General features: G+C 67.6%; 20 protein-coding genes and 1 tRNA gene. 12 read left to right on the top strand and 9 right to left on the bottom strand.

Annotation, left to right across the window (positions count from 1 at the left end):
* Window positions 1-4: 4 nt before the first annotated feature.
* Window positions 5-166, bottom strand: a complete 162-nt coding sequence (locus AC4AMJ_RS20415; RefSeq protein ID WP_419219850.1) for a hypothetical protein — start codon at window positions 164-166, stop codon at window positions 5-7.
* A gap of 125 nt (window positions 167-291) precedes the next feature.
* The gene (locus tag AC4AMJ_RS20410) at window positions 292-1,743 is read right to left on the bottom strand and encodes a threonine/serine exporter family protein (RefSeq protein WP_489899319.1); all 1,452 of its coding nucleotides are present in this window, start codon (window positions 1,741-1,743) and stop codon (window positions 292-294) included.
* 4 nt (window positions 1,744-1,747) lie between these two features.
* On the opposite strand from AC4AMJ_RS20410, the gene AC4AMJ_RS20405 reads away from it, so the two are divergent.
* A tRNA-Thr gene (locus AC4AMJ_RS20405) sits at window positions 1,748-1,822 on the top strand.
* A gap of 96 nt (window positions 1,823-1,918) precedes the next feature.
* On the opposite strand, the gene AC4AMJ_RS20400 is transcribed toward AC4AMJ_RS20405, so the two are convergent.
* A complete protein-coding gene (locus AC4AMJ_RS20400) occupies window positions 1,919-2,758 on the bottom strand; it encodes a formylglycine-generating enzyme family protein (protein ID WP_489900750.1) in 840 nt (279 codons plus the stop codon).
* 286 nt (window positions 2,759-3,044) lie between these two features.
* On the opposite strand from AC4AMJ_RS20400, the gene AC4AMJ_RS20395 reads away from it, so the two are divergent.
* Together AC4AMJ_RS20395 and AC4AMJ_RS20390 are read left to right on the top strand one after the other, a co-directional pair.
* Window positions 3,045-4,589 carry a carboxylesterase/lipase family protein gene (locus AC4AMJ_RS20395; protein WP_489914337.1) on the top strand — a complete coding sequence of 515 codons (1,545 nt, stop codon included), beginning with the start codon at window positions 3,045-3,047 and terminating at the stop codon, window positions 4,587-4,589.
* A gap of 120 nt (window positions 4,590-4,709) precedes the next feature.
* Window positions 4,710-4,976 (top strand): hypothetical protein, encoded by a 267-nt coding sequence (locus AC4AMJ_RS20390; protein WP_489899322.1) that lies wholly within the window; start codon window positions 4,710-4,712, stop codon window positions 4,974-4,976.
* Between the two features lie 127 nt (window positions 4,977-5,103).
* On the opposite strand, the gene AC4AMJ_RS20385 is transcribed toward AC4AMJ_RS20390, so the two are convergent.
* A complete protein-coding gene (locus AC4AMJ_RS20385; RefSeq protein ID WP_489914335.1) occupies window positions 5,104-8,892 on the bottom strand; it encodes a WD40 repeat domain-containing protein in 3,789 nt (1,262 codons plus the stop codon).
* A gap of 427 nt (window positions 8,893-9,319) precedes the next feature.
* Between AC4AMJ_RS20385 and AC4AMJ_RS20380 the strand changes: the two genes are divergently transcribed.
* The 5 genes from AC4AMJ_RS20380 (at window position 9,320) to AC4AMJ_RS20360 (ending at window position 14,163) form a co-directional block, all read left to right on the top strand.
* Entirely contained in the window at window positions 9,320-9,718 is a 399-nt protein-coding gene (locus AC4AMJ_RS20380) for a RidA family protein (protein WP_489899325.1), read from the top strand.
* A complete protein-coding gene (locus AC4AMJ_RS20375; RefSeq protein ID WP_489914333.1) occupies window positions 9,718-10,920 on the top strand; it encodes a winged helix DNA-binding domain-containing protein in 1,203 nt (400 codons plus the stop codon). Before AC4AMJ_RS20380 ends, AC4AMJ_RS20375 begins: the two co-directional genes overlap by 1 nt.
* A gap of 298 nt (window positions 10,921-11,218) precedes the next feature.
* On the top strand, window positions 11,219-11,944 hold the full coding sequence (locus tag AC4AMJ_RS20370; protein WP_489899327.1) for a response regulator transcription factor: 726 nt from the start codon (window positions 11,219-11,221) through the stop codon (window positions 11,942-11,944).
* Entirely contained in the window at window positions 11,941-13,428 is a 1,488-nt protein-coding gene (locus AC4AMJ_RS20365; RefSeq protein ID WP_489899328.1) for a sensor histidine kinase, read from the top strand. The genes AC4AMJ_RS20370 and AC4AMJ_RS20365 overlap by 4 nt, the downstream gene beginning before the upstream one ends.
* Window positions 13,429-13,485: 57 nt before the next feature.
* The gene (locus AC4AMJ_RS20360) at window positions 13,486-14,163 is read left to right on the top strand and encodes a DUF899 domain-containing protein (RefSeq protein WP_489914331.1); all 678 of its coding nucleotides are present in this window, start codon (window positions 13,486-13,488) and stop codon (window positions 14,161-14,163) included.
* Window positions 14,164-14,194: 31 nt separating this feature from the next.
* On the opposite strand, the gene AC4AMJ_RS20355 is transcribed toward AC4AMJ_RS20360, so the two are convergent.
* Genes AC4AMJ_RS20355 through AC4AMJ_RS20345 form a run of 3 tightly spaced genes read right to left on the bottom strand, consistent with a single transcriptional unit; the run spans window position 14,195 to window position 16,625 of the window.
* Window positions 14,195-15,034: a hypothetical protein gene (locus tag AC4AMJ_RS20355; protein ID WP_489914329.1), complete on the bottom strand. Its 840-nt coding sequence runs from the start codon at window positions 15,032-15,034 to the stop codon at window positions 14,195-14,197.
* Complete coding sequence (locus AC4AMJ_RS20350) at window positions 15,031-15,618, bottom strand: hypothetical protein (protein WP_489914327.1); 588 nt, start codon at window positions 15,616-15,618, stop codon at window positions 15,031-15,033. Before AC4AMJ_RS20350 ends, AC4AMJ_RS20355 begins: the two co-directional genes overlap by 4 nt.
* Window positions 15,619-15,623: 5 nt before the next feature.
* Window positions 15,624-16,625 carry a DNA adenine methylase gene (locus tag AC4AMJ_RS20345; RefSeq protein ID WP_489918475.1) on the bottom strand — a complete coding sequence of 334 codons (1,002 nt, stop codon included), beginning with the start codon at window positions 16,623-16,625 and terminating at the stop codon, window positions 15,624-15,626.
* A gap of 176 nt (window positions 16,626-16,801) precedes the next feature.
* Here AC4AMJ_RS20345 and AC4AMJ_RS20340 point away from each other — a divergent pair, with 176 nt between their 5' ends.
* Entirely contained in the window at window positions 16,802-17,230 is a 429-nt protein-coding gene (locus AC4AMJ_RS20340) for an HIT family protein (RefSeq protein ID WP_489899332.1), read from the top strand.
* Between the two features lie 63 nt (window positions 17,231-17,293).
* Here AC4AMJ_RS20340 and AC4AMJ_RS20335 read toward each other — a convergent pair whose 3' ends face one another.
* Window positions 17,294-19,414: a RecQ family ATP-dependent DNA helicase gene (locus tag AC4AMJ_RS20335; protein ID WP_489914325.1), complete on the bottom strand. Its 2,121-nt coding sequence runs from the start codon at window positions 19,412-19,414 to the stop codon at window positions 17,294-17,296.
* A 132-nt stretch (window positions 19,415-19,546) separates the two neighbouring features.
* On the opposite strand from AC4AMJ_RS20335, the gene AC4AMJ_RS20330 reads away from it, so the two are divergent.
* From AC4AMJ_RS20330 to AC4AMJ_RS20320, 3 genes are all read left to right on the top strand, one after another.
* Window positions 19,547-20,842: a bifunctional glycosyltransferase family 2/GtrA family protein gene (locus tag AC4AMJ_RS20330; RefSeq protein WP_489914323.1), complete on the top strand. Its 1,296-nt coding sequence runs from the start codon at window positions 19,547-19,549 to the stop codon at window positions 20,840-20,842.
* Window positions 20,839-23,010 (top strand): ArnT family glycosyltransferase, encoded by a 2,172-nt coding sequence (locus tag AC4AMJ_RS20325; protein ID WP_489914321.1) that lies wholly within the window; start codon window positions 20,839-20,841, stop codon window positions 23,008-23,010. Before AC4AMJ_RS20330 ends, AC4AMJ_RS20325 begins: the two co-directional genes overlap by 4 nt.
* A 173-nt stretch (window positions 23,011-23,183) precedes the next feature.
* Window positions 23,184-24,401 carry a low temperature requirement protein A gene (locus tag AC4AMJ_RS20320; protein ID WP_489900752.1) on the top strand — a complete coding sequence of 406 codons (1,218 nt, stop codon included), beginning with the start codon at window positions 23,184-23,186 and terminating at the stop codon, window positions 24,399-24,401.
* A 9-nt stretch (window positions 24,402-24,410) separates the two neighbouring features.
* Here the strand turns inward: AC4AMJ_RS20320 and AC4AMJ_RS20315 are convergent, their stop codons facing one another.
* The gene (locus AC4AMJ_RS20315) at window positions 24,411-25,292 is read right to left on the bottom strand and encodes a hypothetical protein (RefSeq protein ID WP_489914320.1); all 882 of its coding nucleotides are present in this window, start codon (window positions 25,290-25,292) and stop codon (window positions 24,411-24,413) included.
* Between the last annotated feature and the right edge of the window lie 11 nt (window positions 25,293-25,303).

The raw sequence follows: 25,303 nt of genomic DNA, 5'->3' as shown, positions 1-25,303 counted from the left end.
GCTCTCAGGCGTTCTCGCCGGGTGCGATCCCCAGCATCGCCAAAAGCATCCGGCACTCGTCGGCGTCGGTCGCGTAAGCGGCGACGACGCGGCGCGCCGAACTGGCGGTCTCGTCGGCTACCGGCTCCAACTCGTCGTCGGTGATGTCGGTGGTCTTCGCAGGCATTCGAGTCCTTCTACTTCACGTCGGTCTGCCATCGGCGGTGGCCGCTGGCAGAGTGCACGCCTGGTGTGAGTGTGCGCGACACCCGATTCTACCTGTTCCGCAGGACCGGATCGGCCGAGACCGCGCTAGCGTCGGCGGTACGCCTGCAGGCGATTGCGCCGCAGCATCGACATCCACGCCGGGCGCACCGGTAGCTGCGGACGGCGCAGCGACCTGGCGATGAACTCGCCGAGCGTCACGCCCGCGGCGAGGGCGCATCCGATGGCGAGCGCATTGGTCATCCAGGTGATCCCCTCGACCGTCTGATCGCCGAGGATGCCGTAGAGCGAGCGATACACGGCCAGACCGGGGAGCAGAGGCGTGATGCCGGCGACCGCGACGACCAGCGGTGGAGTGAGTGCGCGCCGGGCGAGCAGGCCGCCGACGAGGCCCACGAGCGCCGCGGCGATGCCGCTGGCCACCACGTCGCCCATCGCAGCGACGAACGACGCTGTGGCGACGACTGTCGCACCGATCGCCCCACCCAGGAACGCCACCGGCAGCGCGCGCTTCTCGGCATAACTTGCCAGGGCGAACGCGAACGCCGCGACGGCACCGGCCAGGATTCGGACAGGCAACTCGACCGCGGGGAACGTGGTCTCCGGGGTGATCGTGGGCAGATAGATGCCGGTGTGCTCCAGGAGGCTGATCGCGATACCGACACCGGCGATGAGTCCGCCGGTCATCAACAGCAGCTCGAAGAACCGGGCCACACCGGTTATCGGCGCGCCGGTGATGGCGTCCTGGACCGAGCCGACCAGGGACAGCCCGGACAGGAGCACGACGATGCCGGCCGCGATGACGAACGACGGCGAGAGTTGGACACCCAGGTTCTCGGTGAGCCCGAACGTCACCGCGGCCGGAACGACCGCGATGATTCCGCCCGTGACCTGCTGAAAGAAAACCGGTGTGCCGATCCGGTTGAGACGGCGGTTCACCGTGACGATGGCCATCGTGGTGAGGAACGCCAGAACTGCGCCGAAGGCGGCGCCACCGAGCAGGACCGAGACCGCCGACGCCATCAGTCCCCAGGCCAACGTCGCGACCCGGTGTGGATAGGGGTGCGGAGCGGTGATGATCTCGTCGACCATCCGGTGCGCGGTGGACGGTGTGAGCGCCATGTCGCGGATGCGGCGGACGAGTCGGTCGATCTGTGCGAGCCGGGTGAAGTCCATCGAGCGGTAGTAGACCTGTTCCATCGCGGTGATCGGTGGCAGTGTCGCGCCACGTCGGGCACTGACCACGATGGTGTTGTAGGTGACGTCGACCTCGACGTCCTCGATACCGTAGACACCGCACACGAACGCGATCTGCTGCTGCGTGTCGATCGCGGCGGTGCCGGAGTCGAGCAGTACGGCCCCGATCTTGGTCGAGAGATCGAGAACCTCGGTGATGGCCGCGACGTCGAATCGGTCGATCGGTTTACGCGGCGAGACCATGATGCTGCCGGGCTCGATCGTGTCGATCGTCGCCTGGCTGTCTCCGATCAGCCGGACGGGGTTCACGTACCCCAACGCGCGGCCGATATACTCGCGCACGCAGGCCTCCTTAGCTCAGTGGTAGAGCACTCGCCTTGTAAGCGAGCGGTCGTCAGTTCAATCCTGACAGGGGGCTCCAACAGTTTTCCTCGGTGTGGGGCCCGACAGTGAACGCTTTCCGGGGCCGCCGACGTTCCGTCATGTGATCAGTCTCATCTCGGCCGTCGGGCCCGGGTCAGACCACGCAGCGGAACCCGAGGTGAGAGGTCGCCGAATCGTCGGACTGTGCCGATCGCGCGGCCGGCCGATACCGTTGGCAATATTCGGGTGCACACAGGTGTGAGCCGCCCTTGGTGACCCGCATGATGTGGGGAGATGTGGTCGGCGCGAGGAGATCGGGCCGCCCTTCTGCCTCGACGACCGGCGTCTCGGGTACGACGTGACGAGGCGTGTACACGTCGACACATCGCTCCCACACGTTGCCGATCATGTCGACCAGGCCGAAGCCGTTCGGCGGATAGGTCCCGACCGGTGATGTGGTTCCCCAGCCGTCGTTCTGGTACGGGAATCTGCCCTTCCACGTGTTGGCCATGTCCACACCGTCGGGCCGTAGTTCGTCACCCCACGCGAAGTCGAGTCCGTCGACACCACCGCGCGCCGCGTACTCCCATTCGGCCTCGGTCGGCAATCGTCGGCCCGCCCACTCCGCGTATGCCGTCGCATCGCGGTAGGCGATGTGCACGACCGGATGGTCCCCGCGGTCGTCGGCGTCGTCGTCGCCCTGCGACCGTCGCCACGAGGCACCCGGTTGCCAACGCCACCATTGCCGCCAGTCGCGGAGATCCACCGGCCCGGCCGTCGGGGTGAAGACCACCGAACCGGGCACCAGTTCCGCGGGATCGGCGTCGGGGAACTCGGCGGGGTCGATGGTCTCTTCGGCGACGGTGACGTACCCGGTCGCCGAGACGAAGGCGGCGAACTGCGCCGTCGTGACCGGATGGCGCTCGATCGCGAAGGGCGCGACGACACGTTGGTGCGCACGGCGCTCCTCCGGGTAGTGCCGGTCCGAACCCATGGTGAACGGACCGCCGGGCAATGAGATCAGCTCGGTGGGTGTCACCCCTCGACACTAGTGCTGCGTCTCGGAAACAGGTGACTCGTCTCCGCGTTCGATCGACGCCTGGCTGCGTTGTCGTCGGTCACGACAGCGCCGCTATCGCTCCCTCCTCCGCCGTGCCAGAACGCTGATCGCTCCACCGGATACGGTCACCTATTTCCGTGACACACCGCCCGGAGACGCGCCAGAGAGACACGACCCACTTCTGCGGGCGTCACAAGGCGAAACCGGCCACGATGGACCCATGCCATCGGAGTCACTTGTCGTTCCCACCACTGGTGGAATGGTGCGCGGGACCACGCGGTCCGGCGTCGACGTCTGGCACGGCATCCGCTTCGCCGCGGCGCCGGTCGGTGACCTGCGGTGGCGCCGCGCCCGTCCCCCGGAGCCCCACGACGGCATCGTCGACGCGACGAACTTCGGCCCGGTCTGTCCGCAGGAACGCAATCCGGCGATCGGCCTCGGCAAGGACGCCACCATGGACGAGGACTGCCTGTTCCTCAATGTCTGGCGACCGGCCGTCGAGGGCGAGACAGGATTGCTGCCGGTGATGGTGTGGCTGCACGGCGGCGCATACGTCTTCGGGTCCGGCAGCCAGCCGCTCTACGACGCGACGAAGCTGGTCACCGACGGCGCCGTCGTGGTCGTCACCATCAACTACCGGCTGGGTGCGCTGGGGTTCGCCGACCTCACGTCGCTGAACGATCCCGCATCTCCACGCTACGAGTCGAACGCCGCGCTCAGTGACGTGCTGCTCGCGCTGACCTGGGTGCGCGACAACATCGCCGGGTTCGGCGGCGACGCGGCCAACGTCACGGTGTTCGGCGAATCCGCCGGCGCGGGCATCGTCACCACGCTGCTGACGATGCCCACCGCACACGGCTTGTTCCACAAGGCGATCGCCGAGAGCTCACCCGCGACGTCGATGTACGACCATGAGCGTTCTGCGCGGGTCGCCGAGCGGTTCCTGACCGCCGCCGGGATTCCCCGCGACGGCGCCGGGGTGGAGGCGCTCGGCATCGACGAGATCACCGCGGCGACGATGCAGACGTTCACCGACGTCCCGGCCGAGGATCCGGGCACCATCGCGTTCGCGCCGGTCATCGACGGAGATCTGGTGCCCCGACACCCGATGGACGTGTTCCGGGCCGGCGAATCGCTGTCGGTGCCGTTGTTGATCGGGACGAACAAGGACGAAGCCGCCCTGTTCAAATGGATGAAATCGCCGCTCATGCCGATCACCCCGGCCGACATCGAGCGGATGTTCGCCGCCATGATCGCCGAATACCCCGAAGTGACATTGCCCGCGCGGGCACAGATCACCTCGGCGTACTCCGGCATGCGGCCCAAGGTCGCCGGTCTCGGCGTCGCCCGCGACATCGCCTTCCGGATGCCGACATTGTGGCTCGCCGAATCGCACAGTGGGCACGCGCCCGTCTACCTCTATCGGTTCGACTGGGCGACGCGCATGTTGCGGGCACTTCGCGTGGGCGCCACACACGCGACCGAACTGCCGTATTTGTGGGGAAATCTGGTCGCCGGGCCCGCCGACATCACTTTCAAGCTCGGCGGACGAAAGGTCGGCGAGGAGATCTCCGCACGCATGCAGCGACGCTGGACAAGGTTCGCGCACCACGGTGAACCGGCCGCGGAGCCGACGCTGGGATGGCCGGTATTCGATGCGCACACCCGAACCACATTGGTGATCGACCAGACCGATCGCATCGTCGACGACCTCGACGGCGACATCCGACGGGCGTGGGGCGACGAGGTGCTGAGCTTCCGATAGATAACGATTGTGACGTGAACCATGTCGGTGGGCACCGTCGCTCGTCGACCGCCTACATTGGTTCACTGCAGCATTCATCACGATTCTCGCCGTGGTGCGGGGGGAGAGGCGGTCGACGCGATGGGCAAGGAAATCAACGAGCGACGTTCGCGGCGCATGTTCGGACGCGTGGTCGGCGCAGGGTTGGCCGGGGCGGCCATGGCCGGTGCACTGGCATTCGCGGCTGCACCGGCGAGCGCCGAGCCGCTACCGAAGATCGAGCCGACGGTGGAGAACGCCGCTCCGACGCTCGACAACATCAAGCTGGGCATCGACCGTGCGGTCGCGACCAACCCGGAACTGGGCCCGGTCGGCGAGCTGGCGCTGTCACTGTTCCCCAAGTACTGAGTAGGGCCCAAGTACTCAATAGGCCCAAGTACTGGGTCCACAGCACCCGACAGTTCGGGTGCCGAACAAACGAAACCCGCCGGAGCTCGTTCCGGCGGGTTTCGTCGTGTGAGGGTGCCTCGGCGCGCTACTCACATTCGTCGGGGATGTCGGTGTGCGGCAGGTACGTCGACCGTTGCGGCTCGGTCAGGGGTGCTGTGCTCGCGCAGATCCAGTGGCGCGCCGTGTCGATGTCGGTGGTCTGCAGGTGGATGCTGCCGGTCACGTCCCCGGCGGTGATGATCGTGTCGTCGATCGACAAGTGTTCGGGTAGCTGCCATTTCGTCGTGGTATCGGTGGTGGTGATGAGGGGGACGATGGCCTGCTGGTCGCTGAGGCGGCCCTCGTCGAGGGCGAAGGTGATGAGGTGGTGGGTTGCCGTACCGACGACCAGTCGCGACGGAGTCAGGGACAGGGTCGCGGCGTGGATGTTCGGCTTGCGGTCGATCAGTGTCCGCCGTCCGTCGCGGACGTCCCAGGTGGTGAGATCTCGGGCGGCGATGATCAGGGTCCCACCGTCGCGGCTGAAGATGGCCTGTGCGGCCGGACTCGTGTCGGTGATCACTGCCGACGGGGACATCCGATCGCCGTCGAGGTCGTACAGGTAGGTCCGTTTGTCGTCGGAGGCGACCGCCAGGCGACGGCCGTCGGGACTGAATGCGACGCTGCGGATCAGATCGCCGGGGCCCGTGATGGGCGCACCGATGCGTACCGGACGGCGCGGTTCGGCGGTGTTCCAGAGTTGCACGGTCCGGTCGGTGGCCCCCGCCGCCAGCACATCGGCGTGGGGCGCGAACGCGATCGCGTTGGTGTAGCGCGTCGCCACCCTCAGCTCAGCGGCCGGTCGGACCGATTGCCGGTCGCTGATGTCCCAGAGCTGCACGACCCCACCGTTGTTGTTGGCGGTCGCCGCCTGCGTCCCGGCGGCGTTGACGCTGACCGACGGGTGATCGTTCACGCGCCGCTCGATCGGTGTGCGTGACTGTCGAATCCAGCCGTCCGGCCCGGTCGTCCAGATGTTCAGCGAGGTGTCGGTGCCGACGCTGCCGAGCACGGTGGCGTCCGAGTCGTTGGACAACCCGGTCACGGTTCCGCCGCGGTCGGGGATGACCCCGGTGGGCAGGTTCCACTCGTCGATCGTGCCGTCCGACCGGCCGACCAGCAGGCAGGTGCCGTCGGGGCTGAACGCCGTGGAGAACGTGCGGACCGAACCCTGCTCCGGGGTCCCCTGGTCGCTCGACGACTGCAACGCCCACAGGGTCGCCGGCATGGTCGGATCGATGGTGTTCCACACCGTGACCCGGCCGTCCGAACGGGCCGTGGCCAGCTCGTCGCCGTGCGGGCCGAAAGCGATCGACCACGAGCCTGCAGTGGTGCCGGGCAGCGACGTGGTCAGTGCCACGGGATGTCGCGGGTCGCCGACATCCCACAACTGTGCGTTGGGGCTGTCGCCGGTCACCGCGAGGGTGTGGCTGTCGGCGCTGAAGGCCACCGAATGGGTGATGCTGGGGAATCCGGTGATGGGCGGTCCCGCGGGAACCGGCAGGTCGGGGTCGCGGGTGTCGTAGAGGCGCACCACGCGGTCGTCGCCGCCGGTGGCGAGAAGGCGTCCGTCGGGGCTGTAGGCCACGGTCCGCGCGGCGCCGCCATGCGCGCGCAGTACTGCCGTCTCGCGGAGACCGCCGTCGTCGGCGACCGCGTAGATGGTCACCGACCCGTCGTCCGACGACGCGGCCAGGTGACGTCCGTCGGGGGCGAACCGCACCAGGTAGACGGTTCCGTGGCCCGGGCTGACGGTGGTGTGTTGTCGGGGTGCCGCGGGGGTCCCGATGTCCCAGATGCGCACCGTGCCGTCGCCGCTGCCGGTGGCCAGCAGCGGTCGGGATGGATGAAACGCGGTGGATGTCAGATAGTTTCCGTAGCCGGTGAGGGTGGCCACCGAGTGGAAGGATCCGTCGCTCCCGCGTGCCCAGACGCGGGCCGTGCGGTCGCCACTGGCCGACGCGAACATGCTTCCGTCGGCGGCGAAGCTGACGTCGTAGACGGGTCCGGTGTGGCCGTCGAGCGGGCTGGCCAGGGGACTCGTGGCGGCACCGAGAACGCGTTGGCTGACCGTTGGATCATCGGGGTACAGGCTCTGGGCGACGAGCAGCAGCCGCGCCGCGAGCGACGGATTGGACTGTTGCAGGCTGTCGATGTGCGACAGCAGCGCGGCCCGTTCGGCGTTGTTGCGCTGCTGGGTCAGGTCGTGCGCCTGCCGGAACCCGATGGCCGCGGTGATCGTCGACACGACTGCGAGCACGACGACGACGGTGATGGAGAACAACCGCACCACCCGTCGACGGCGTTGTTGTGTGAGCGCGGCGTCGAGGAAGGCCTCGCTCTCCGCGGACAGCAGGTGCTGATAATTGCGGCGTAGCGCGGCCCGATGTTGCCTGGCGTCGTCGAGGCGGGAACCGGTGTAGAGGAACGAGCGGCTGCGTCCGGTCTCGACCCAGGCGGTCGTGTCGGTGTCGAGTTGCTGTCGCCAGAGGTGGATTCCGGAGTCCGCGGCGATCCATTCGGCCAGGCGCGGCCACGCCGTGAGGACGACGTCGTGGACGAGCAACACCGAGTCCGACGTCACGATGAGCAGTCGGGCCTGCGCGAAGATGTCGATCACCGACGAGATGCGGGTGGGAAAGCGGTCGGCGATGGTGTCGGTGTGCAGCGGCACGCGCAGCGCGACTCCGCCGGGGCCGACATGGACGAGCGCCAACAGCAGCGCCCGGGCGAGGTTGCGATCCTCCGGCTCGACGGCCGACCACGCGGCCTCCGCGGTGTCGGCGACGGCGCGGGCGATCCCGCCGGTGGCCCGGTATCCGGAGATCGTCATCCGATTGCCGGATCGACGCGCCCACGTCGCCGCGAGGACGTGGGCGAGGAGCGGAAGTCGTCCGGCGCGGTCGCCGATGGTGGTGGCGGCGTGCAGGTCGTTGATCATCACGTCCGCCAGTCCGGACTCGATCCGCCCGCCGGCAAGGCGCACCGGACCGGTGATGACCTCGCGCAGCTGTCCACCGGTCATCTCGGACACGATCACGCATCGTGACTGCCAGGCCTGGGTGAGGAACGGGAACTCGACGCACGGTCCGAAGAAGTCGGCCCGCACACCCAGTACGACGACGGCGTCGGCGGCCAGGGCCTCGACGTCGCGCATGGTGTCGACCACGGTCTCGTCAGCCTGCGCAAAGACGTCTTCGAACTGATCGAGCACGATGACGTCGACCTGATCACCGTCGGAAGCATCCTCGTCACCACCCCGTCCGGTGGGCCTCCGGGCGTCCACGTGCACACCCGCGGCGGTGATGGTGGCACGACGCGGGCGCACCACCCGTGGCCCACGCCCGAGACCGGCACCGAGCAGGGACGATTTCCCCGACCCGGACACGCCGGCCACGATGACGACGCGCGGGCCGCTCGGCGCCGCCGCTGCCTCGAGGATGGTGTCCACCAGGGTGGCCACCAGATCGTCGCGCCCGAAGTACACAGCGCTGTCCGCGACGGTCAGGGTGGCGAGGCCCGCGTACGGCCGGTTCACCGTGGTGGACGCCGACGTCACCGGGTCCGGGTCGCCGTCGTCGGCCTCGGTCAGGTGTTTGTCCCAGAGCTCCCGCCACTGCGGAAGGCTGAGCACATCATCCTGTCCGCTCGCCACGGCGCGAGTGGTGAGCCACAGCAGGAGGGGCTCGACCGTGGCGAAGTCGCGGGGCAGATGTCGCCCGTTGCGCCAATCGCTGATTCGCTGGGCAGAGACCGTCGACCGCGCGGCCGCGGCCCGTAGAGTGGGCCGCCCGGCCTGTACGAACAGCCGCGCCAACGCACTACCGAAGTCCACTCACCATCACCGAAGATCCCCCGACCGTTACTTGGCCCAATCATGCGCTCACCGAGGCCGCGACCGCCATTCGAGTGAGCGGGGACACGCCCGACCAGCCGGCTCGGCTCCCCGCCGGACGGACCGGTACGTGGTGATCCCGCGTATCCGGCGACGTCCGGTGTCCGGTCCGGAATGTTCGATTCCACGCTGAACTGCGTCGATGTCGCGTCCGACGACCGGCGGCTGGCTTACCGAGCGGTGCCGGGGTGGACTGGTATCAGCGCGTGAGACCGCCGTCGAGCGCGTGGCTGCAGCCGTTGTACGACGCGCGGTGGCGTGACGGACGCCGCTTGAGTCGGGGGTGCGGGTCGCGCAACGGCTGCAGCGGATTTCTCGCACCGAAGGGCACCCGGGAACGTCGGAGCCGGCACGTAGGATCACCCGCATGACGCGTGTTCGGCTCAACGGTTCGGCAGCTCTGCACGACGGTGGGTTCGCCTACAGCGCGAGTGTGGCGCCCGGTCCGCTGTTGTTCACCGCCGGGATCAGCCCGCTCGATGCCGAAGGCGGCGTGGTCGCGCCCGGGGATGTGGTCGGCCAGACCCGAAGATGTCTGCAGAACCTCGCCACGGTGCTCGCCGAGCAGGGCGCCTCGATGGCCGACATCGCGAAGCTCACCATTTACGTCGCCGAGCATCTCCAGGCGGATCTGGTGGTCGCCTGGCAAGCGGTCGCCGACGAGTTCGCCGACGGGGTGCCGCCGGCGATGATGCTCGGCGTGACGGTCTTGCCGTACGACGACCAGGTGGTGGAGATCGAAGCGATCGCGGCACCACCGGTGTGATGACAGTTCGTCCCTGCATCAGTGACGCGGCCCGGAGGAGTCGCCTGTTGCGGCGTCACCGACTCGTCGCTGACGCCTGGGCGTCCACGGTCACCGAGGTCGCCGACGATCTGGTCGGTTTGCACGCCACCACACCGTCGACCGTCTACCTCTCCGCATGGGCGCGCGTCGACGGGTTCGTCCCCGACCTGATGGACGCCGCCCTCTATGAGGATCGGTGCGTCGTCAAGCAGCTCGCAATGCGCCGCACCCTCTTCGTGTTCAGCCGGCCGGTCCTGGCCGAGGCAGTCGGAGCGGTTGGCCCTCGGGTCACCGCGTCGGAACGCACCAACATGCTGCGCGACCTGCGGCGCAGTGACGACTTCGACGACCCGGAGGGATGGATCGACCGGGCCCGCGCGGCAGTATTGGGCGACCTCGCCGACGGAGCGGCCCGCACGTCGAGCGAACTGCGGGAACGTCTCCCCGAACTCGACGGCCACATCGTCTACGGCGTGGGCAAGTCCTGGGGTGGCAAGGTCCCGATGGGGCCGCGTGTGCTGAACATGATGAGTGCCGCCGGTGACATCGTCCGCGGACCGAACTCGGGGTCCTGGATCCTGTCGCGTCCGTCGTGGGTGGCGATGACGAGTTGGCTCGGCGGACCCCTTGTGCCGATGAGCGTCGAGGACGGCCACCGTGCCCTCATCGGGCGCTGGCTGCGATCGTTCGGGCCGGGGACCGAGGCCGACCTCGTGTGGTGGACGGGATCGACCAAGCGGGCGGTCCGGGCGGCGTTGGCCGAGCTGGACGTCGTCGAGGTGGATCTCGAGCGCGGTGAGGTCGGCTACCTGCTCGCCGACGACGTGACCGGCGACGAGATCGGCGGCGACGTGGAACCACAGGCGCTGCTGCTGCCGGAACTGGACCCCACGACGATGGGCTGGAAGCAGCGCGAATTCTACCTCGGGCCGCACGCGTCGCACGCATTCGACAGCAACGGCAACGGTGGACAGACCGCCTGGTGGGATGGGCGCATCGTCGGTGGTTGGCGCCAGGACAAGGCCGACGGTCGGATCGACGTGCACACGTTCGAGAAGCTCCCGAAGGTTGCGACCCGAGCATTGAGAGATCGGGCGGACGCGCTCGGTGAGTGGCTCGGCGACGTGCGCCCGTCGCCGGGCTACCCGGCACCATTCATGCGCGGGGCCGCCCCTTCGTGACGCATCCTCACAAGCTCGGAGGCTCCTCAGGGATCGGAGAGATAGGGTCCTCGCTGGATCGGAGGACGGGCGGGGCGGAGCTGCGAACGTCACCCACCCGGACCCTGAGGCGTTGCCCTGCAGAGCGAGCGTCACCAACTCGGTCCCTGAGGCGCCGCCCTGAGGAGCGAGCTTGCGAGTGTCACGAAGGGAGCGAGCTCGCGAGCGTCACGAAGGGCGATCCCCGCAGGTGAACACTCACAGAAAGCTCCCAGCAAGATTGCAGACTCGTGGCAGCCTGGTCATGGAAGGTGATGGCATGAGCGAATCTGTGAATGGTCAGGCAGCGGGTCAGGGAGCCAAGGTGCTCGTCGTCGACGACGAGGAGAACATCCGTGAGCTGCTGTCGGTGTCGCTCAAGTTCCAGGGCTACGACGTGGCGACCGCGGAGAACGGGCCGGCGGCCATCGACAAGTGCCGAAGCGTCAAGCCGGATGTGCTCGTCCTCGACGTGATGATGCCGGGAATGGACGGATTCGGACTGTTGCGGCGACTGCGTGCCGACGGAGTCGAGGCGCCCGCGTTGTTCCTCTCGGCCCGCGATTCGGTGGAGGACAAGATCAACGGCCTGACCATCGGTGGTGACGACTACGTGACCAAGCCGTTCTCCCTCGAGGAGGTCGTCGCACGACTGCAGGTGCTGCTCCGCCGCAGTGGGTTCGATCAGCAGGCCAAAGAGTCCTCGCGGATCACCTTCGCCGACATCGAACTCGACGACGAGACACACGAGGTGTGGAAGGCCGGTGAACTCGTCCCGCTCTCGCCCACCGAGTTCACGCTGCTGCGGTACTTCATGGTCAACGCCGGCACCGTGTTGTCCAAACCCCGCATTCTCGATCATGTCTGGAACTACGACTTCGGTGGAGAGGTCAACGTCGTCGAATCGTATGTGTCGTATCTGCGCCGCAAACTCGACACCGGGGACAAGCGACTGATCCACACCCTGCGCGGCGTCGGCTATGTGATGCGCGAGCCCCGGGGATGACCAGCACAGCCGTCGCCCCCCGCCCGACCGGGCCGCCGCCGGCGGAATCCGAGGAGGGGCGGACGCGAAAACGCGGTATCCCGCTGCGACTGTCGTTGGTCGGACTCACGCTTGTTCTCGTCGTGCTCGGGCTGCTCGCCTCCGGCCTCGCCGTCACCTCGGCGATGAAGCAGGACCTGCTGTCGCGCACCGACGAAGGGCTCATCAACGCCGTGCACACCTGGGCCCGCCCGCATGACCCGGGCTCGATGCCCACCGAGGGACCGCCCGCCGGCCCGCGACGACCACCCTCGCAGTACTACTCGATGATCACCATCAGCACCGGCGACACGATCGTCAACAACGACTTCAGCAACGAACCCGATCTGGACGGGCTGCCCGACGGCGACACCCGACCGACGACCGTGAACTCGGTCGACAGCGGCGGTCCGAAGTGGCGGGTCGTCAAACAGGCCAATCCCTACGGCGAGTCCATCGTCGCGACACCGCTGAGTGACGTCAACGCGACCCTGTCCCGCTTGATGTGGCTCCAACTGGGGATCGGGGCGCTCGTCGTGGTGGCGATCGGTGTGCTCAGCTATTTGTTGGTCCGAACGAGCCTGCGGCCGCTGCGGCGCGTCGAGGAGACGGCGCACGCGATCGCGGCCGGCAACCTCAACATGCGCGTGCCGTCGGCGCCACCCAACACCGAGGTCGGCAGCCTGTCCGGGTCTCTGAACACCATGCTCGGCCAGATCCAGCGGGCGTTCGCACGGACCGCAGCCTCCGAACAGCAGGCCCGCGCCTCCGAGGAGAAGATGCGGCGGTTCATCGCCGACGCGAGTCACGAACTTCGCACCCCGCTCACCTCGATCAAGGGATTCGCCGAGCTGTACAAGCAGGGTGGCGTGCCCGATCCGGGTGACGCGATGCGGCGGATCGACACCGAGGCAGGTCGGATGGGGCTGCTCGTCGAGGATCTGCTGATGCTCGCGCGCCTCGACGCGCACCGCCCGATCGACCAGTCGCCAGTCGACGTGCTCGCCGTCGCCACCGACGCCGTGCACAGCGCGTCTGTCGCCGCGCCGCAACGAGAGATCCGGATCGAGATCGGTGAGTCGGAGGAACCACCCATGGTGACCGGCGATGCACCCCGGTTGCTGCAGGTGCTGCGCAACCTGATCAACAATGCGATCGCCCATACGCCCCCGGAGGCGTCGATCACCGTCGGCGTCGCGGTCGAGGGCGGCAACGGCCGCGACGACGTCGTCCTGAGTGTCACCGACACCGGCCAGGGCCTCACACCAGACGAGGCCTCGCACGTTTTCGAACGGTTCTATCGTGGTGACTCGTCGCGCCATCGCGGGGGCAACGGCGGTGGCAGCGGGCTCGGACTGTCGATCGTCGCGGCACTCGTCCAGGCACACAACGGCACTGTCGGCGTGGACTCGACGCCCGGGAAGGGCTCGACCTTCTGGGTTCGATTGCCGCGGCGGACCGAATGAACCGATGAGTTGACGGCCCACCGTTGGTCTACCCGGTAGGCGACGAAAGGGAATTCCATGACGAACGGCATACCTCGTGTGGTCGATGAGCAGACCTGGCGGGCCGAACTGGGCGAGCTGAGAACGCGGGAGAAGGCCGCGACACGCGAATTGGACGCGATCGCCGCCCAGCGGCGGCGCCTGCCGATGGTCGCGATGCCGGACTACACACTCATCGGGCCCGACGGGCCGGTCCGGCTCGTCGACGTCTTCGACGGGCGATCGCAGCTGATCATCTACAACCACATGTGGTTCGACGACGCCGAGTTCCAGTGCGGCGGCTGCACGAGTTTCACCTCGCAGTTCACCCGGCTGGACTTCCTGGACAATTACGACGCCCGGTTCGTGATCGTCACCAACGGGCCCATCGACGAAGCGCTCGCCTACAAGGCGAAGGTCGGCAACAAGATGGACTGGTACTCGTCCTCGGAGAGCTCGTTAGGGAAAGATGTCGATGCCGGCCCCGGGGAAGGATTCGCGCTCAACGTGTTCCTGCGTGACGGTGACACCGTGTACCGCACCTGGCACACGACCGGGCGCGGGGTGGAACAGCTGGCGCACACCTTCCCGCTGATCGACATCCTGCCGTGGGGCCGGCAAGAGGTGTGGCAGGACTCCCCGGACGGTTGGCCGCAGAAGCCGACCTACTCCGGCTGGCTGGACTCCCCAGACGTCGCCCGTTTGTACGGCCGCTGACGGACAGCGGGGTTCGCTGGCGATGAAACGCTCAGATGAGCTTGCGGAGCGTGGCGAACTCGCGGACGTCCTCGCGGAAACGGTCCAGGCTCACGAGCGTGTACATGCCGTCGATCTGTCGATCGGCCCACAGTTGGTGAATACGCCTGAGGTCGGATTGACGTGACTTCCAGCCGATTCCGTCGATGACGGCCAGGACGAGTTGCTTGGGGAGGCGGACCTCCGCCATCTCCTCGATCTCCCGGACGGCGTCGGTGAGTTTGCTGCCCGTCGAGTCGAAGCCTTTGGCCGCGACCACGATGTCCGCGGTGTCGGGGTCGCCGATGATGAGGTCGGCGGGCGCGGTCCGTCCGTTGCGGCCGGTGAACCGTGAGCGTGTCACGTAGTCGAGGCCGAGATCCTGTGCGATCGCCTCGATCTCGTCCTCGATGCGGCGACCCGATGCGCCGGCCCGGGTCGCGGTGACGCGGCTTCCGGCCCGGGCGACCAGGATGTCGGCGAAGGTATAGGTGCGGTCGAGTTGGGTTCGGAGCATGCGCACGAGATCGAACTCGGCGTCGAGCCAGGTGATCAGGTCGACCGGCTGCGATCGCGCCACGCCGTGCCAGCCGGTGGTGCCGAAGCGGTCGCGCAGGACGTTCTTCAGCTTCTCCTGCGACAACCCGACCGACAACCCGAGAACAGGGACGTCGGTGGGGTGGTCGCGCACCCAGGCCGCGAGACCGGCGATGTCGGTGTCGAGGACGTCGCCGAGGCTCGCGGTGGCCTGGGTGATGCGTTCGGCCTCGGGCGTGGACGCCGTCGGGTCGACGTGAGAGGTCAACCGACCCAACGTGTTCAGGTAGTCGTCGAACTCGCCCGCGTCACTCATCGCGCTTCCGCCCAACAGTGGTTCGCGTGGCCGTCGTCCTCGCCGGTCGGGTCGCTGGCGCAATCTTCGCCGATCGAGTTGCCGGCGTAATCTTCGCCGATCGAGTTGTCGGCGCAATCTTCGCTGGTCGGGTTGCGCGCGTAGCTTTCGCTGGTCGAGTTGCCGACGCAATCTTCGCTGGTCGGGTCGCTCGCGTAATCTTCGCCGATCGAGTTGTCGGCGCAATCTTCGCTGGTCGGGTCGCTCGCGTAGCTTTCGCTGGTTGAGTTGCTGGCGCAATCTTCGCTGGTCGGGTCGCTCGCGTAGTCTTCGCTGGTTGAGTTGTCGGCGCAATCCTCGCTGGTCGGGTCGCTCGCGTAGCTTTCGCTGGTCGGGTCGCTCGCGTAATCTTCGCCGATCGAGTTGTCGGCGCAATCTTCGCTGGTCGGGTTGCGCGCGCAATCTTCGATGGTCGAGTAGCCCGCGAGGTACGAGCGTGCGCATCGAGACCTCGTGACGTGGTCTCGATGCGCGGGCTCGCCCTGGGGGGCTAGCTCGCTACTCGACCAGCGGGAAAGTTGGTGTGTGGGCGAACGAAACACCATCTGGGTCAGTCGCGCCCGATGAACAGGTATTCGCTCACGTCGCGCCGGGTGGCGGCGACGTGGGTGCCGAAACTGTACTTGTGGTCGATCGCGATCACCTCGACAGACGGTTTGACCTTGCCGAGCAGGTCCACGATGCGGTCGGCACCCGGCAGCGCGTTCGATGAGTAGGACAGCACGATGGCGCCGGCGTCCTCGAAGTGCTCGAACGTGCGGACGAGTGCGTCCTCGATGCTGTGCTTGTAGGCGAACGGCGTGTAGCGCTTGGTGAGCTTCTTGGTCTTGGTGTGCTCCATGATCGTCATGCCACGCCAGTAGGCGGACAGGCCCTCGAGGAAGTGATACCGCTTGATGTAGTCGTTGTCGTCGGTGGGCGGTGCGTACGGCGGGTCGAGGTAGACCAGGTCCGGCGGGCCGTCGAGAGCCGCCAGGTCCAGGTCGAAGATGTCGCCGCTGACGCTGCGGTTGGATCGGCCGTTGCTGAACACCGTCGCGTTGTACTCGGCAACCGAGCGCAGCCGGAAGTGGTCGCGCAGCGACATCCGCAGATCGCGGCGCCCGTCGGCGTAGCGGGTGGAGTCGGTGAAGGTGAAGACCCCGCGAGGTTGTTTGCGGGCCGCGGAGAGCACCAGAGCCGAGATCGCCAAGTCCCGGCGATAACCACGCAGGCGGTCGATGTGCGACCAGGCGGAGTCGAGGAAGGCGCGATCCTCCGCGGTGAAGTACAGGCCGTCGAAGGTGGTCTGGATGAAGTCGCGGTCGTCGGCGGGTGGCCCGCAGATCTCCTCGACCAGTTCGGGTTCCAGCCGAACGCTGGAGTTGGCGACGGTCGCGCGGGTGATGATGTGCGGGAACGTCAGGAAGTCGTTGCTCATCACCTGGAAGCCCTGGGCCTTCAACAGGTAGGACACCACACCCGAGCCGGAGAACGCATCGACCGCGGTGGCCCCGCCGATCTCGGCGAAGGTGCGTTCGAGGTGGGGGAGGAGTCGATACTTGGAACCCATGTAGCGCAGGCGCGGAAACCGTTGCGCGGTCTCGACGACATCCACCGACCCCACTGCGTGCTGGATCGGCCCGCGCGCTCCGCGGGTGAACTCTGGTCGACTCACACGAAAAGAATGTCATGGAGCTCTGACAGGGCGTCGACAACACGGCGACTACCGGAGATACAGTGACTCCCATGGCATCGGTCTTCACCATGATCATCAACGGAGAACTGCCCGGACGATTCGTGTGGAAGGACGGCCAGGCCGTCGCGTTCCTCACCATCAACCCGGTGACCCCCGGCCACGTGCTCGTCGTGCCGCGCAAGGAGGTCGACCACTGGGAGCAGATGGACACCGCGTCCTACCTGCATCTGGCGGATGTCTCCCAGAAGATCGGCCGGGCAGTCAAGGAGGCCTTCGGTGCGTCGCGGGTCGGCACGATGATCGCCGGACTCGAGGTGGCGCACGTGCACCTGCATGTGTTCCCACTGGAGAGCATGGACGTCTTCGACCTGGGCAATGCGGACAAGGATCCCGACCCGGAAGAGCTCGACTCCGCCGCCGAGAAGATCCGCGACGCCCTGCGTAGTACCGGCTACGGCGAATACGTGGCCAACGCCTGATTGTGCCGGTTGGATACAGGCGAGTCCGGGCCACGCAGCCGTTGGCTCCGGGATCAAGTCACGTCACACCGTCCGATGGATGAGCAGCGGCATCACCGCCGCCGCACCCGCCTTCCGTAGCGCGGCCGCGGCCAGCGTGATCGGCCAGCCGGAACTCGTCTCGTCGGCCACGAGTAGCACGTTCTGGCCCACCACGTCGGGCATCTCGCCGAGATGGTCGCGCCAGTAGACGGCCTCGGTGGCGCCGGTCGCGTCCCGGCCGGGCGGATCACCCATGCGCACGGGGACCGCCAGACCGGGCCGGCGTCCGACCGTGCACAGATGCTCGGCGACACGTTCGGCGAGTACCGTGCCGGTCAGCCGCAACGATCCGATGACGTCGGGCCGTATCCCGGTCTCGCGTACCCATGCCGACAGCGTCGCGACAGCCGCATCACCGAGATCGGACAGTGCCTGGGCGTCGCCGCGGCGGGCGCCGTCGAGCAGGTCGGTCCATTCGGGTGCATCGGCATGTGCCAGCACCCGTCCCGGTTCGGCCGCCAGCTCGGCCGGAATCCGGCCGCGGGTGCCGAATGCGCCGCCCGGCCACATCTTTCGGGAGTCCAGGACCAGGGCCGACCGCCGCAGCGCGGCGGTGATCGTCCGCACCGTCTCGGCCGGCACGTCCGCCGACAGCGGCTCGGTCAGCGTCCCCCGGCACACCGAGCACCTTCCGCACGGCTCCGCGGCCGGGTCGTCGAGTGACGAGGTGAGCAACTGCATGAGGCACTGTCGACCGGCCACATACGAACGCATGATGTCGGCCTCGCGGCGGCGCACCTCGATCACACCGTCGTAGTGCTCCGCGTCGTAGGTCCACGGTGTCCCGGTCGCCGACCATCCGTCGGGGCCACGTTCGGTCGCGCCATCCACAGCGAGCTGCTTGAGCATCAATTCCACACGGCCCCTTCGGAATCCGGTGGATGATTCCAATTGCGGCACCGACATCGGCCCGTCTGACGCGGCGAGCGTGTCCAGCAGCACCCGCATCCTGTCCGGATCGGGGATCGTGGCCGTCGCGAAGTGATCCCAGATCGCGTCATCGGTCCGCGACGCCAGCAGCATCACCACGGCGTCGTCGAGAGCGCGGCCGGCACGGCCGACCTGTTGGTAGTAGGAGACCGGTGACGGGGGTGACCCGACGTGAACGACGAAACCGAGGTCGGGTTTGTCGTAGCCCATGCCGAGCGCCGACGTCGCGATCAGCGCCTTCACCTCGTTGCGCAGCAGCGCGTCCTCGAGTTGGTGGCGTCGATCGCCGTCGAGCTGACCGGTGTAGGCGGCGACCGGGAAGTCCTGGCCGTGGACCGCCTTCACGGCGTCGACGAGCCGGTCCGCGTCGGCGACCGTCAGCACGTAGACGATGCCGGAGCCCGGTAGGTCGGGCAGGTACTGGGCCACCCAGCCGTACCGTTCGATCGGTGCCAGCCCGTCGATGACATTGAGGTGCAGGGACCGTCGGGCCAGTGCCCCGCGCAACACCAGCGTGTGACTGCCCAGCTGGGCCGCGACGTCGTCGGTCACGCGGGCATTCGCGGTGGCCGTGGTCGCCAGCACCGGTGTCTGCGGGTTGAGGGTCTGCAGAACGTCGGAGACGCGTCGGTAGTCGGGCCGGAAGTCGTGTCCCCAGTCGGAGATCGCGTGCGCTTCGTCGATCACGAGCAGACCGAGCTGGCCGGCGAGGGCATCGAGGACGCGACGGCCGAATCCCGGATTGGCCAGACGCTCCGGCGACACGAGCAACACATCCAGTTCCCCGGATCGCAGCTCATCCTCGATGGCCGACCACGCGTCGAAGTTCGACGAGTTCAACGTCGCGGCTCGCAGGCCGGCCCGCTCGGCGGCGCTCACCTGATCGCGCATCAACGACAGCAACGGGGAAACGATCAGGGTGGGTCCGGCGCCTTCTCCGCGGCGGATGGCCGTCGCCGTCCAGTACACCGCCGACTTGCCCCAACCGGTCGCCTGCACGACCAGGACACGTGCTCCCGACTCGGGCCCGCTGCCCGAAACCGGCCGTACCAAAGCGGCCACCGCGGTCTGCTGATCGTCGCGCAGGCGGGCGCCGGGACCGGCCAGGCTCTCGATCACCCGGTCGGCGGCCTGCTGCTGGTCGGAGGACAGGGTCGCTGCTGGGGAGGACATGACGCCAACCTATCGGTCCGCACGGACACCGGCCCGGGCCACGTGCCGGTTGTCCACAACGGGCCCGCGCTCACAGGAAGCTGACAGCTTCGATGCAGAGTGGGCGAAGTTTGCGGCCCGAAGCTATGACTCATGACAGCAGAAGCGCTCCCGGCGACCGGCGATCGGTCGGTGATCGTCGCCGACAGTTCGACACCGGTCCCCATCCTCGACATCGTGGTCCCCGTCTACAACGAAGAGGCCGACGTGGCCGGCTCGGTGCGTCGACTGGCCGACCACCTGCGGACCAACGTGCCCTACCCGACCCGGATCACCGTCGCCGACAATGCGAGCACGGACGCCACCCTGGCGATCGCATCGGCGCTGACCGATGAGATCGACGGCCTGCGCGTGGTGCATCTCGAGCAGAAGGGTCGTGGCCGCGCACTCAACGCGGTCTGGCGGGCCAGCGACGCGCAGATCGTCGCCTACTGCGACGTCGACCTCTCGACGGATCTCAACGCACTGATGCCGCTGATCGCGCCGCTGATCTCGGGTCACTCGGACATCGCGATCGGTACCCGGCTCGCGCGGTCGTCGCGGGTGGTCCGCGGACCCAAACGCGAGTTCATCTCCCGCTCCTACAACCTGATCCTGCGGACCACGATGCGCGCCAAGTTCTCCGACGCGCAGTGTGGTTTCAAGGCGATGCGCACCGACATCGCACGCCAGGTGCTGCCGTACGTCGAGGACACCGGCTGGTTCTTCGACACCGAACTGCTGGTGTTGGCCGAGCGGATCGGCCTGCGTATCGCCGAGGTCCCGGTCGACTGGGTCGACGACCCGAACAGCACCGTCGACATCGTCTCGACCGCCGTCGCCGACCTCAAGGGATGTGCGCGAGTCGGATACGCGCTCACCACCGGTCGGCTTCCGATCGCCCAGCTGCGCACCACCATCGGCCGCGACCGCGCTCCCGGTCCGGCCATCGACGGTGTCCCGTTCGGACTCGTCGGCCAGCTGGCCCGCTTCTGCGTGATCGGTGTCGCGTCCACGGTCGCCTATGCCGTGCTGTACCTGTTGCTCCACTCCTTCCTGGGTGCGCAGGTCTCGAACTTCGTGGCCCTCGCGGTCACCGCGGTGCTCAACACCGCCGCCAACCGGCGCTTCAGCTTCGGCATCTCGGGCCGTGAGGGTGCCGTCCGGCACCAGTTGTTCGGGTTGGGTGTGTTCGTGTTCGGATGGCTGGTCACCTCCGGAGCACTCGTCGCGCTACACGCGTTCGCGCCGGAGGCCACCAAGCATCTCGAGCTGGTGGTCCTCGTGATCGCCAACCTGGTCGCCACCCTGACCCGCTTCGTCGGGTTGCGCTGGGTGTTCCGCGGTCACCTCAATCCGGCGGGCCCGAAACCCGGTCCGAACCCGCTGGTCGAAGGGGCCGCCGAATGAGCACCACCATCGATCGTCCGACGTCGTCATCCGTTCCGCCCGAGGCATCCGCCTCCGGGCGGAACGCCCATGTCTGGCGGCGTATCTCACTCGCCGTCCTGTTGGTGGGCACCGGTGTCGTCAACATCGTGAACCTGTCCGCCAACGGATGGGCCAACTCGTTCTACTCGGCGGCGATCCAGGCCGGTTCGGAGTCATGGAAGGCCTGGTTCTTCGGCTCGTCGGACATGGCGAACTCGATCACCGTCGACAAGCCGCCTGCATCACTGTGGATTCCGTCGTTGTCCGTGCGGATCTTCGGACTCAACTCCTGGTCGATCCTGGTGCCCAACGCCTTGATGGGTGTCGCCTCGGTGGCGCTGCTGTACCTGATCACCAAGAAGTACTTCGGCCACTGGGCAGGCATCCTGGCCGGCGCGGTGTTGGCGCTCACACCGGTCGCGGCGATGATGTTCCGGTTCAACAACCCCGAAGCGCTTCTCATCCTGCTGATGATCGCGGCGGTCTGGGCCATGCTCAAGGCGATCGAGGACGGGCGCATCCGGTGGATGATCCTGACCGGTGTCTTCGTCGGTTTCGGTTTCCTCACCAAGCAGTTGCAGGTGATGCTGATCGTGCCCCCGCTGGCCGTCACCTACCTCGCCTTCGGGCAGCACGCCTGGGTCAAGCGACTCGGGCATCTGTTCGCGGCGCTCGGCGCGTTGATCGTCTGCGCGGGGTGGTGGATTCTCGCCGTCGAGCTGTGGCCGGCGTCGTCGCGGCCCTGGATCGGTGGTTCGCAGAACAACTCGATCCTCGAACTCACACTCGGTTACAACGGTTTCGGCAGGCTCAGCGGTAACGAGACCGGCAGCGTGATGCCGGGCGGCGGTGGCGGCTATACCGGCGCGATGGGCGGCGCCGGCGGATATCTGGGTGCCGCCGGCGGTCCCGGTGGTCCTGGTGGCGGCCGCGGCGGTATGTGGGGTGAGACCGGGTGGCTGCGCATCTTCGAGCCGGCCCAGGGCGGCCAGATCGCGTGGCTGATCCCCACCGCGCTCGTCCTCGGGATCGCCGCGCTCGTCGTCATCGGCAAGGCCCGCCGCACCGATCTCCGTCGCGCATATCTGGCGGTGTGGGGACTGTGGCTGCTGGTCACCATGGTCACCTTCAGCTTCATGGCCGGAATCTTCCACAGCTACTACACGGCCGCTCTTGCCCCGGCGGTGGCCGCGGTCGTCGCGGGTGCTGCGGCGGTGTGCTGGTCGGCGCGGGATCGTCTCTGGGTCCGGATCGTGCTCGCGGCCGGTGTGTGGATCGCGGCGATCTGGGGCTTCGCCCTGTTGAATCGCTCACCGGACTTCGTTCCGTGGTTGCGGTGGCTGGTGCTGCTCGTCGGCATCGTCGGCGGTGCCGTCACGCTTGTCGCACACCGCACCTATCTGTCGGGGCTGGCCTTGGTGACCGCACTGGCCGCGGCGTTGGCGGGGCCGGTGGCGTACACGATCGACACCGTTGCGACCGCCAAACAAGGCTCGATCATCAGCGCCGGACCGCGTGTGGAGGGCGAGTTCGGTCCGGGTGGCGGGGGCCCGGGTGGTCACCGATGGGGCACGATGCGCGGGGGCGTCCGTGGCCAGGCGATGCCGGGCGCGGCGCGTGGTGGCGGCGCCAACACCCCAGGCGGGGCGATGGCCGGTCCGGGCGGCACAGGCATGCCCGGCGGGATGGGCGCCGCCGGCGTTCCCGGTGGCATGGCTGCGGGCGGCGGGCTGTTCGGAGCCGAGGGCGGACCAGGAGGGATGGGCGGCCCGGGTGGACTGTTGAACGGCTCGAAACCGAGCGCCGAACTCGTCGCGATGCTGCAGGCCGACGCAGATCGCTACACCTGGGTGGCCGCGGCCGTCGGCTCGAACGAGGCATCCGGATACCAGCTCGAATCGGGATACTCGGTGATGCCGGTCGGCGGCTTCAACGGCACCGACCCGTCGCCGACCCTGGATCAGTTCCAGAAGTTGGTGTCGGAGAAGAAGATCCACTATTTCATCGGTGGTGGCCGCGGATTCGGCGGGGGGTCTGATGGCAGTCGTCCATCCGCGGAGATCGCTGCGTGGGTGCAGAAGCACTTCACCGCGACGACCGTCGGTGGGACCACGGTCTACGACCTGACCGACCCCACCGCCGGCTGACGTCGGCCCGCATCGAGCCCGACTGTCGCCGGTCACCACGTGCATGTGCGAGGTGACCGGTGACAGGAGGCGTGGATTCAGATCGCTCACCGGCGTCGCATCGACGGCTGCCTGCCGCCGGCTTCGCTAGAGTTCCGACCGTGAGCATCACCATCGGACATCCGCTGCGGCGCATGACCGGCCGTGACCCGCATCAGGAAGGCCGGGCCGCGACCAGTCTGGAACTGTTCTACGACCTGATCTTCGTCGTCGCCTTCTCCGCTGCCGGAACCTCGGTGGCTCACCAGATCGCCGAAGGGCACTATTCGGCTGCCGTCTTCGGCTACCTGCTCTGCACATTCGCCGCGATCTGGGCGTGGATCAACTTCGCCTGGTTCGCCTCCGCATTCGACACCGACGACTGGTTCTTCCGGCTGGTGACGCTGGTGCAGATGATCGGCGTCGCGATCATCGCGCTGGGTATCCCACCGATCTTCGAGTCCCTGGCCGGGCACGAGCACGTCGACAACCGGGTTCTCGTCATCGGCTACATCGTGATGCGGGTCGGGATGGTCGCCCAGTGGCTGCGTGCGGCGGCCCAGAGTGTCGACTGTCGGCGGGCGTGCCTCATCTATGCGACGATGACGCTTGTCGCTCAGATCGGCTGGGTCGCGGTGCTGATCGCGGACATGAGACCCCTGGCGACGTTGTTCGCGATGATCGGGTGCATCGCCGTCGAACTGCTGGGCCCGTTCATCGCCGAGCGCACTACCTCTGGAACTCCGTGGCATCCACACCACATCGCCGAGCGCTACGGACTGTTGACCATCATCACTCTCGGCGAGGGCGTCGTCGGTACGGTCGCGGTGCTGGGGGCGCTCATCGAAGTTCAGGGCTGGTCGGTGGAGACCGCGGTGCTGGGGCTGGCGTCGATGGGCGTGACGTTCGCGATGTGGTGGATGTACTTCATCGTGCCGACCGGCGATGCCCTGCACGTGCATCGGGAGAAGAGCTTTGTCTGGGGTTACGGGCACATCCTGATCTTTTCGGCCGCGGCGGCCGTCGGAGCCGGACTGCATGTCGCCGCGCTCTACATCGAGCACGAAGCCCACATCGGTGCGGGGGTGGTGGTGGCTAGCCTGGCGATCCCGTTGGGTGTGTACTGCCTCGGTGCCCTCGCCATGTACGACTACCTGTTGCCGTTCGATCCGTTGACCGTGCTCCTCGCCCTGGGGGCGATCACGTTCCTCGTCGCCGGCGTCTGGCTGGCTGCGGCGGGGGTCTCGGTGGTCGTCGCGATCGTCGTCGCATCGCTGGCACCGGTCCTGATCGTGGTTGTCGACGAGGTGTTCGGGGTGCCGCGGCGGGCGGAGGCGTTGGTGAGCATGGGTGTGCAGGTGGTCCACGCCTGAGTCGTCGGCTCAGAGGGGTGCCACGTCCTCGGACCGCGGAATCAAGCGGCGCCGGTCATCGATATTCCACAGTTCGACGGTCTGGACGATCCAGAACAGCGAGAACTCGAACAGCAGTAGGGCTTCGGCGAGGATAATCGCGTACGGCCACCGGGCCCAGAGGTGCAGGATCACCACCAACGCGGCGGTCACGATCATCGCGATCGCGATTGCGCCGTAGATCAGCGAGTATCGGTTGCGCCATGTTCCGTACTGCTTGGCGGCGAGGTAGGCGTTGCACGCCACGACGACACCGATCAGCACGAACATGGTCACCGCCGCGATGCCGTGGGCGTAGCGCGCGAAGAAATCCGCGAACCAGAACATCACGAACATGGTGATCGCGATGACGCCTCCGACCACGCGTGCCACGTTGCCCAGCGGCGTCCACGGCTGCGTCGTCCGCGTCAACCGACCCACCACGATCTGACCGACGAGCGCCACCACCGTCACGATGAACAACGCCGTCGTCGACGTGCGGATGCTGGCATCGCTCAGGCCTGCGTCGAAGCCGAACGGTTCGCACGCCGCCCCAGGCTGTCCCGGCCTGGCGGTCGGCACGAATGCGACGATGAACGCGAGGAATCCGGCGGTGTCGAGCAGCACGTCCTCGGTGTCGGAGTTGCCGCGGTAGGCGATGAGGCACGCGCCGAGCGCACACACCATGCCGAGGAAGACGGCGTGGATCGCGGTGAAATAGTAGGCGCTGATCGAGGTCTGGAAGCACCAGTCGTGCCGGCCGGCGTCGACGAGGACGCCCACCGCGAGCATCAGCACCAGCATGACCATGCCCAAGCGCAGGGTCCGGTACGTCCCCAAGGCGTTGCTCACCCCGCGGGGCGGTGCTGTCATGGTGACCTCCC

The organism is Gordonia sp. LMA484 (genome assembly GCF_058129505.1).
This window is presented reverse-complemented; position numbering and strand designations above follow the sequence as displayed.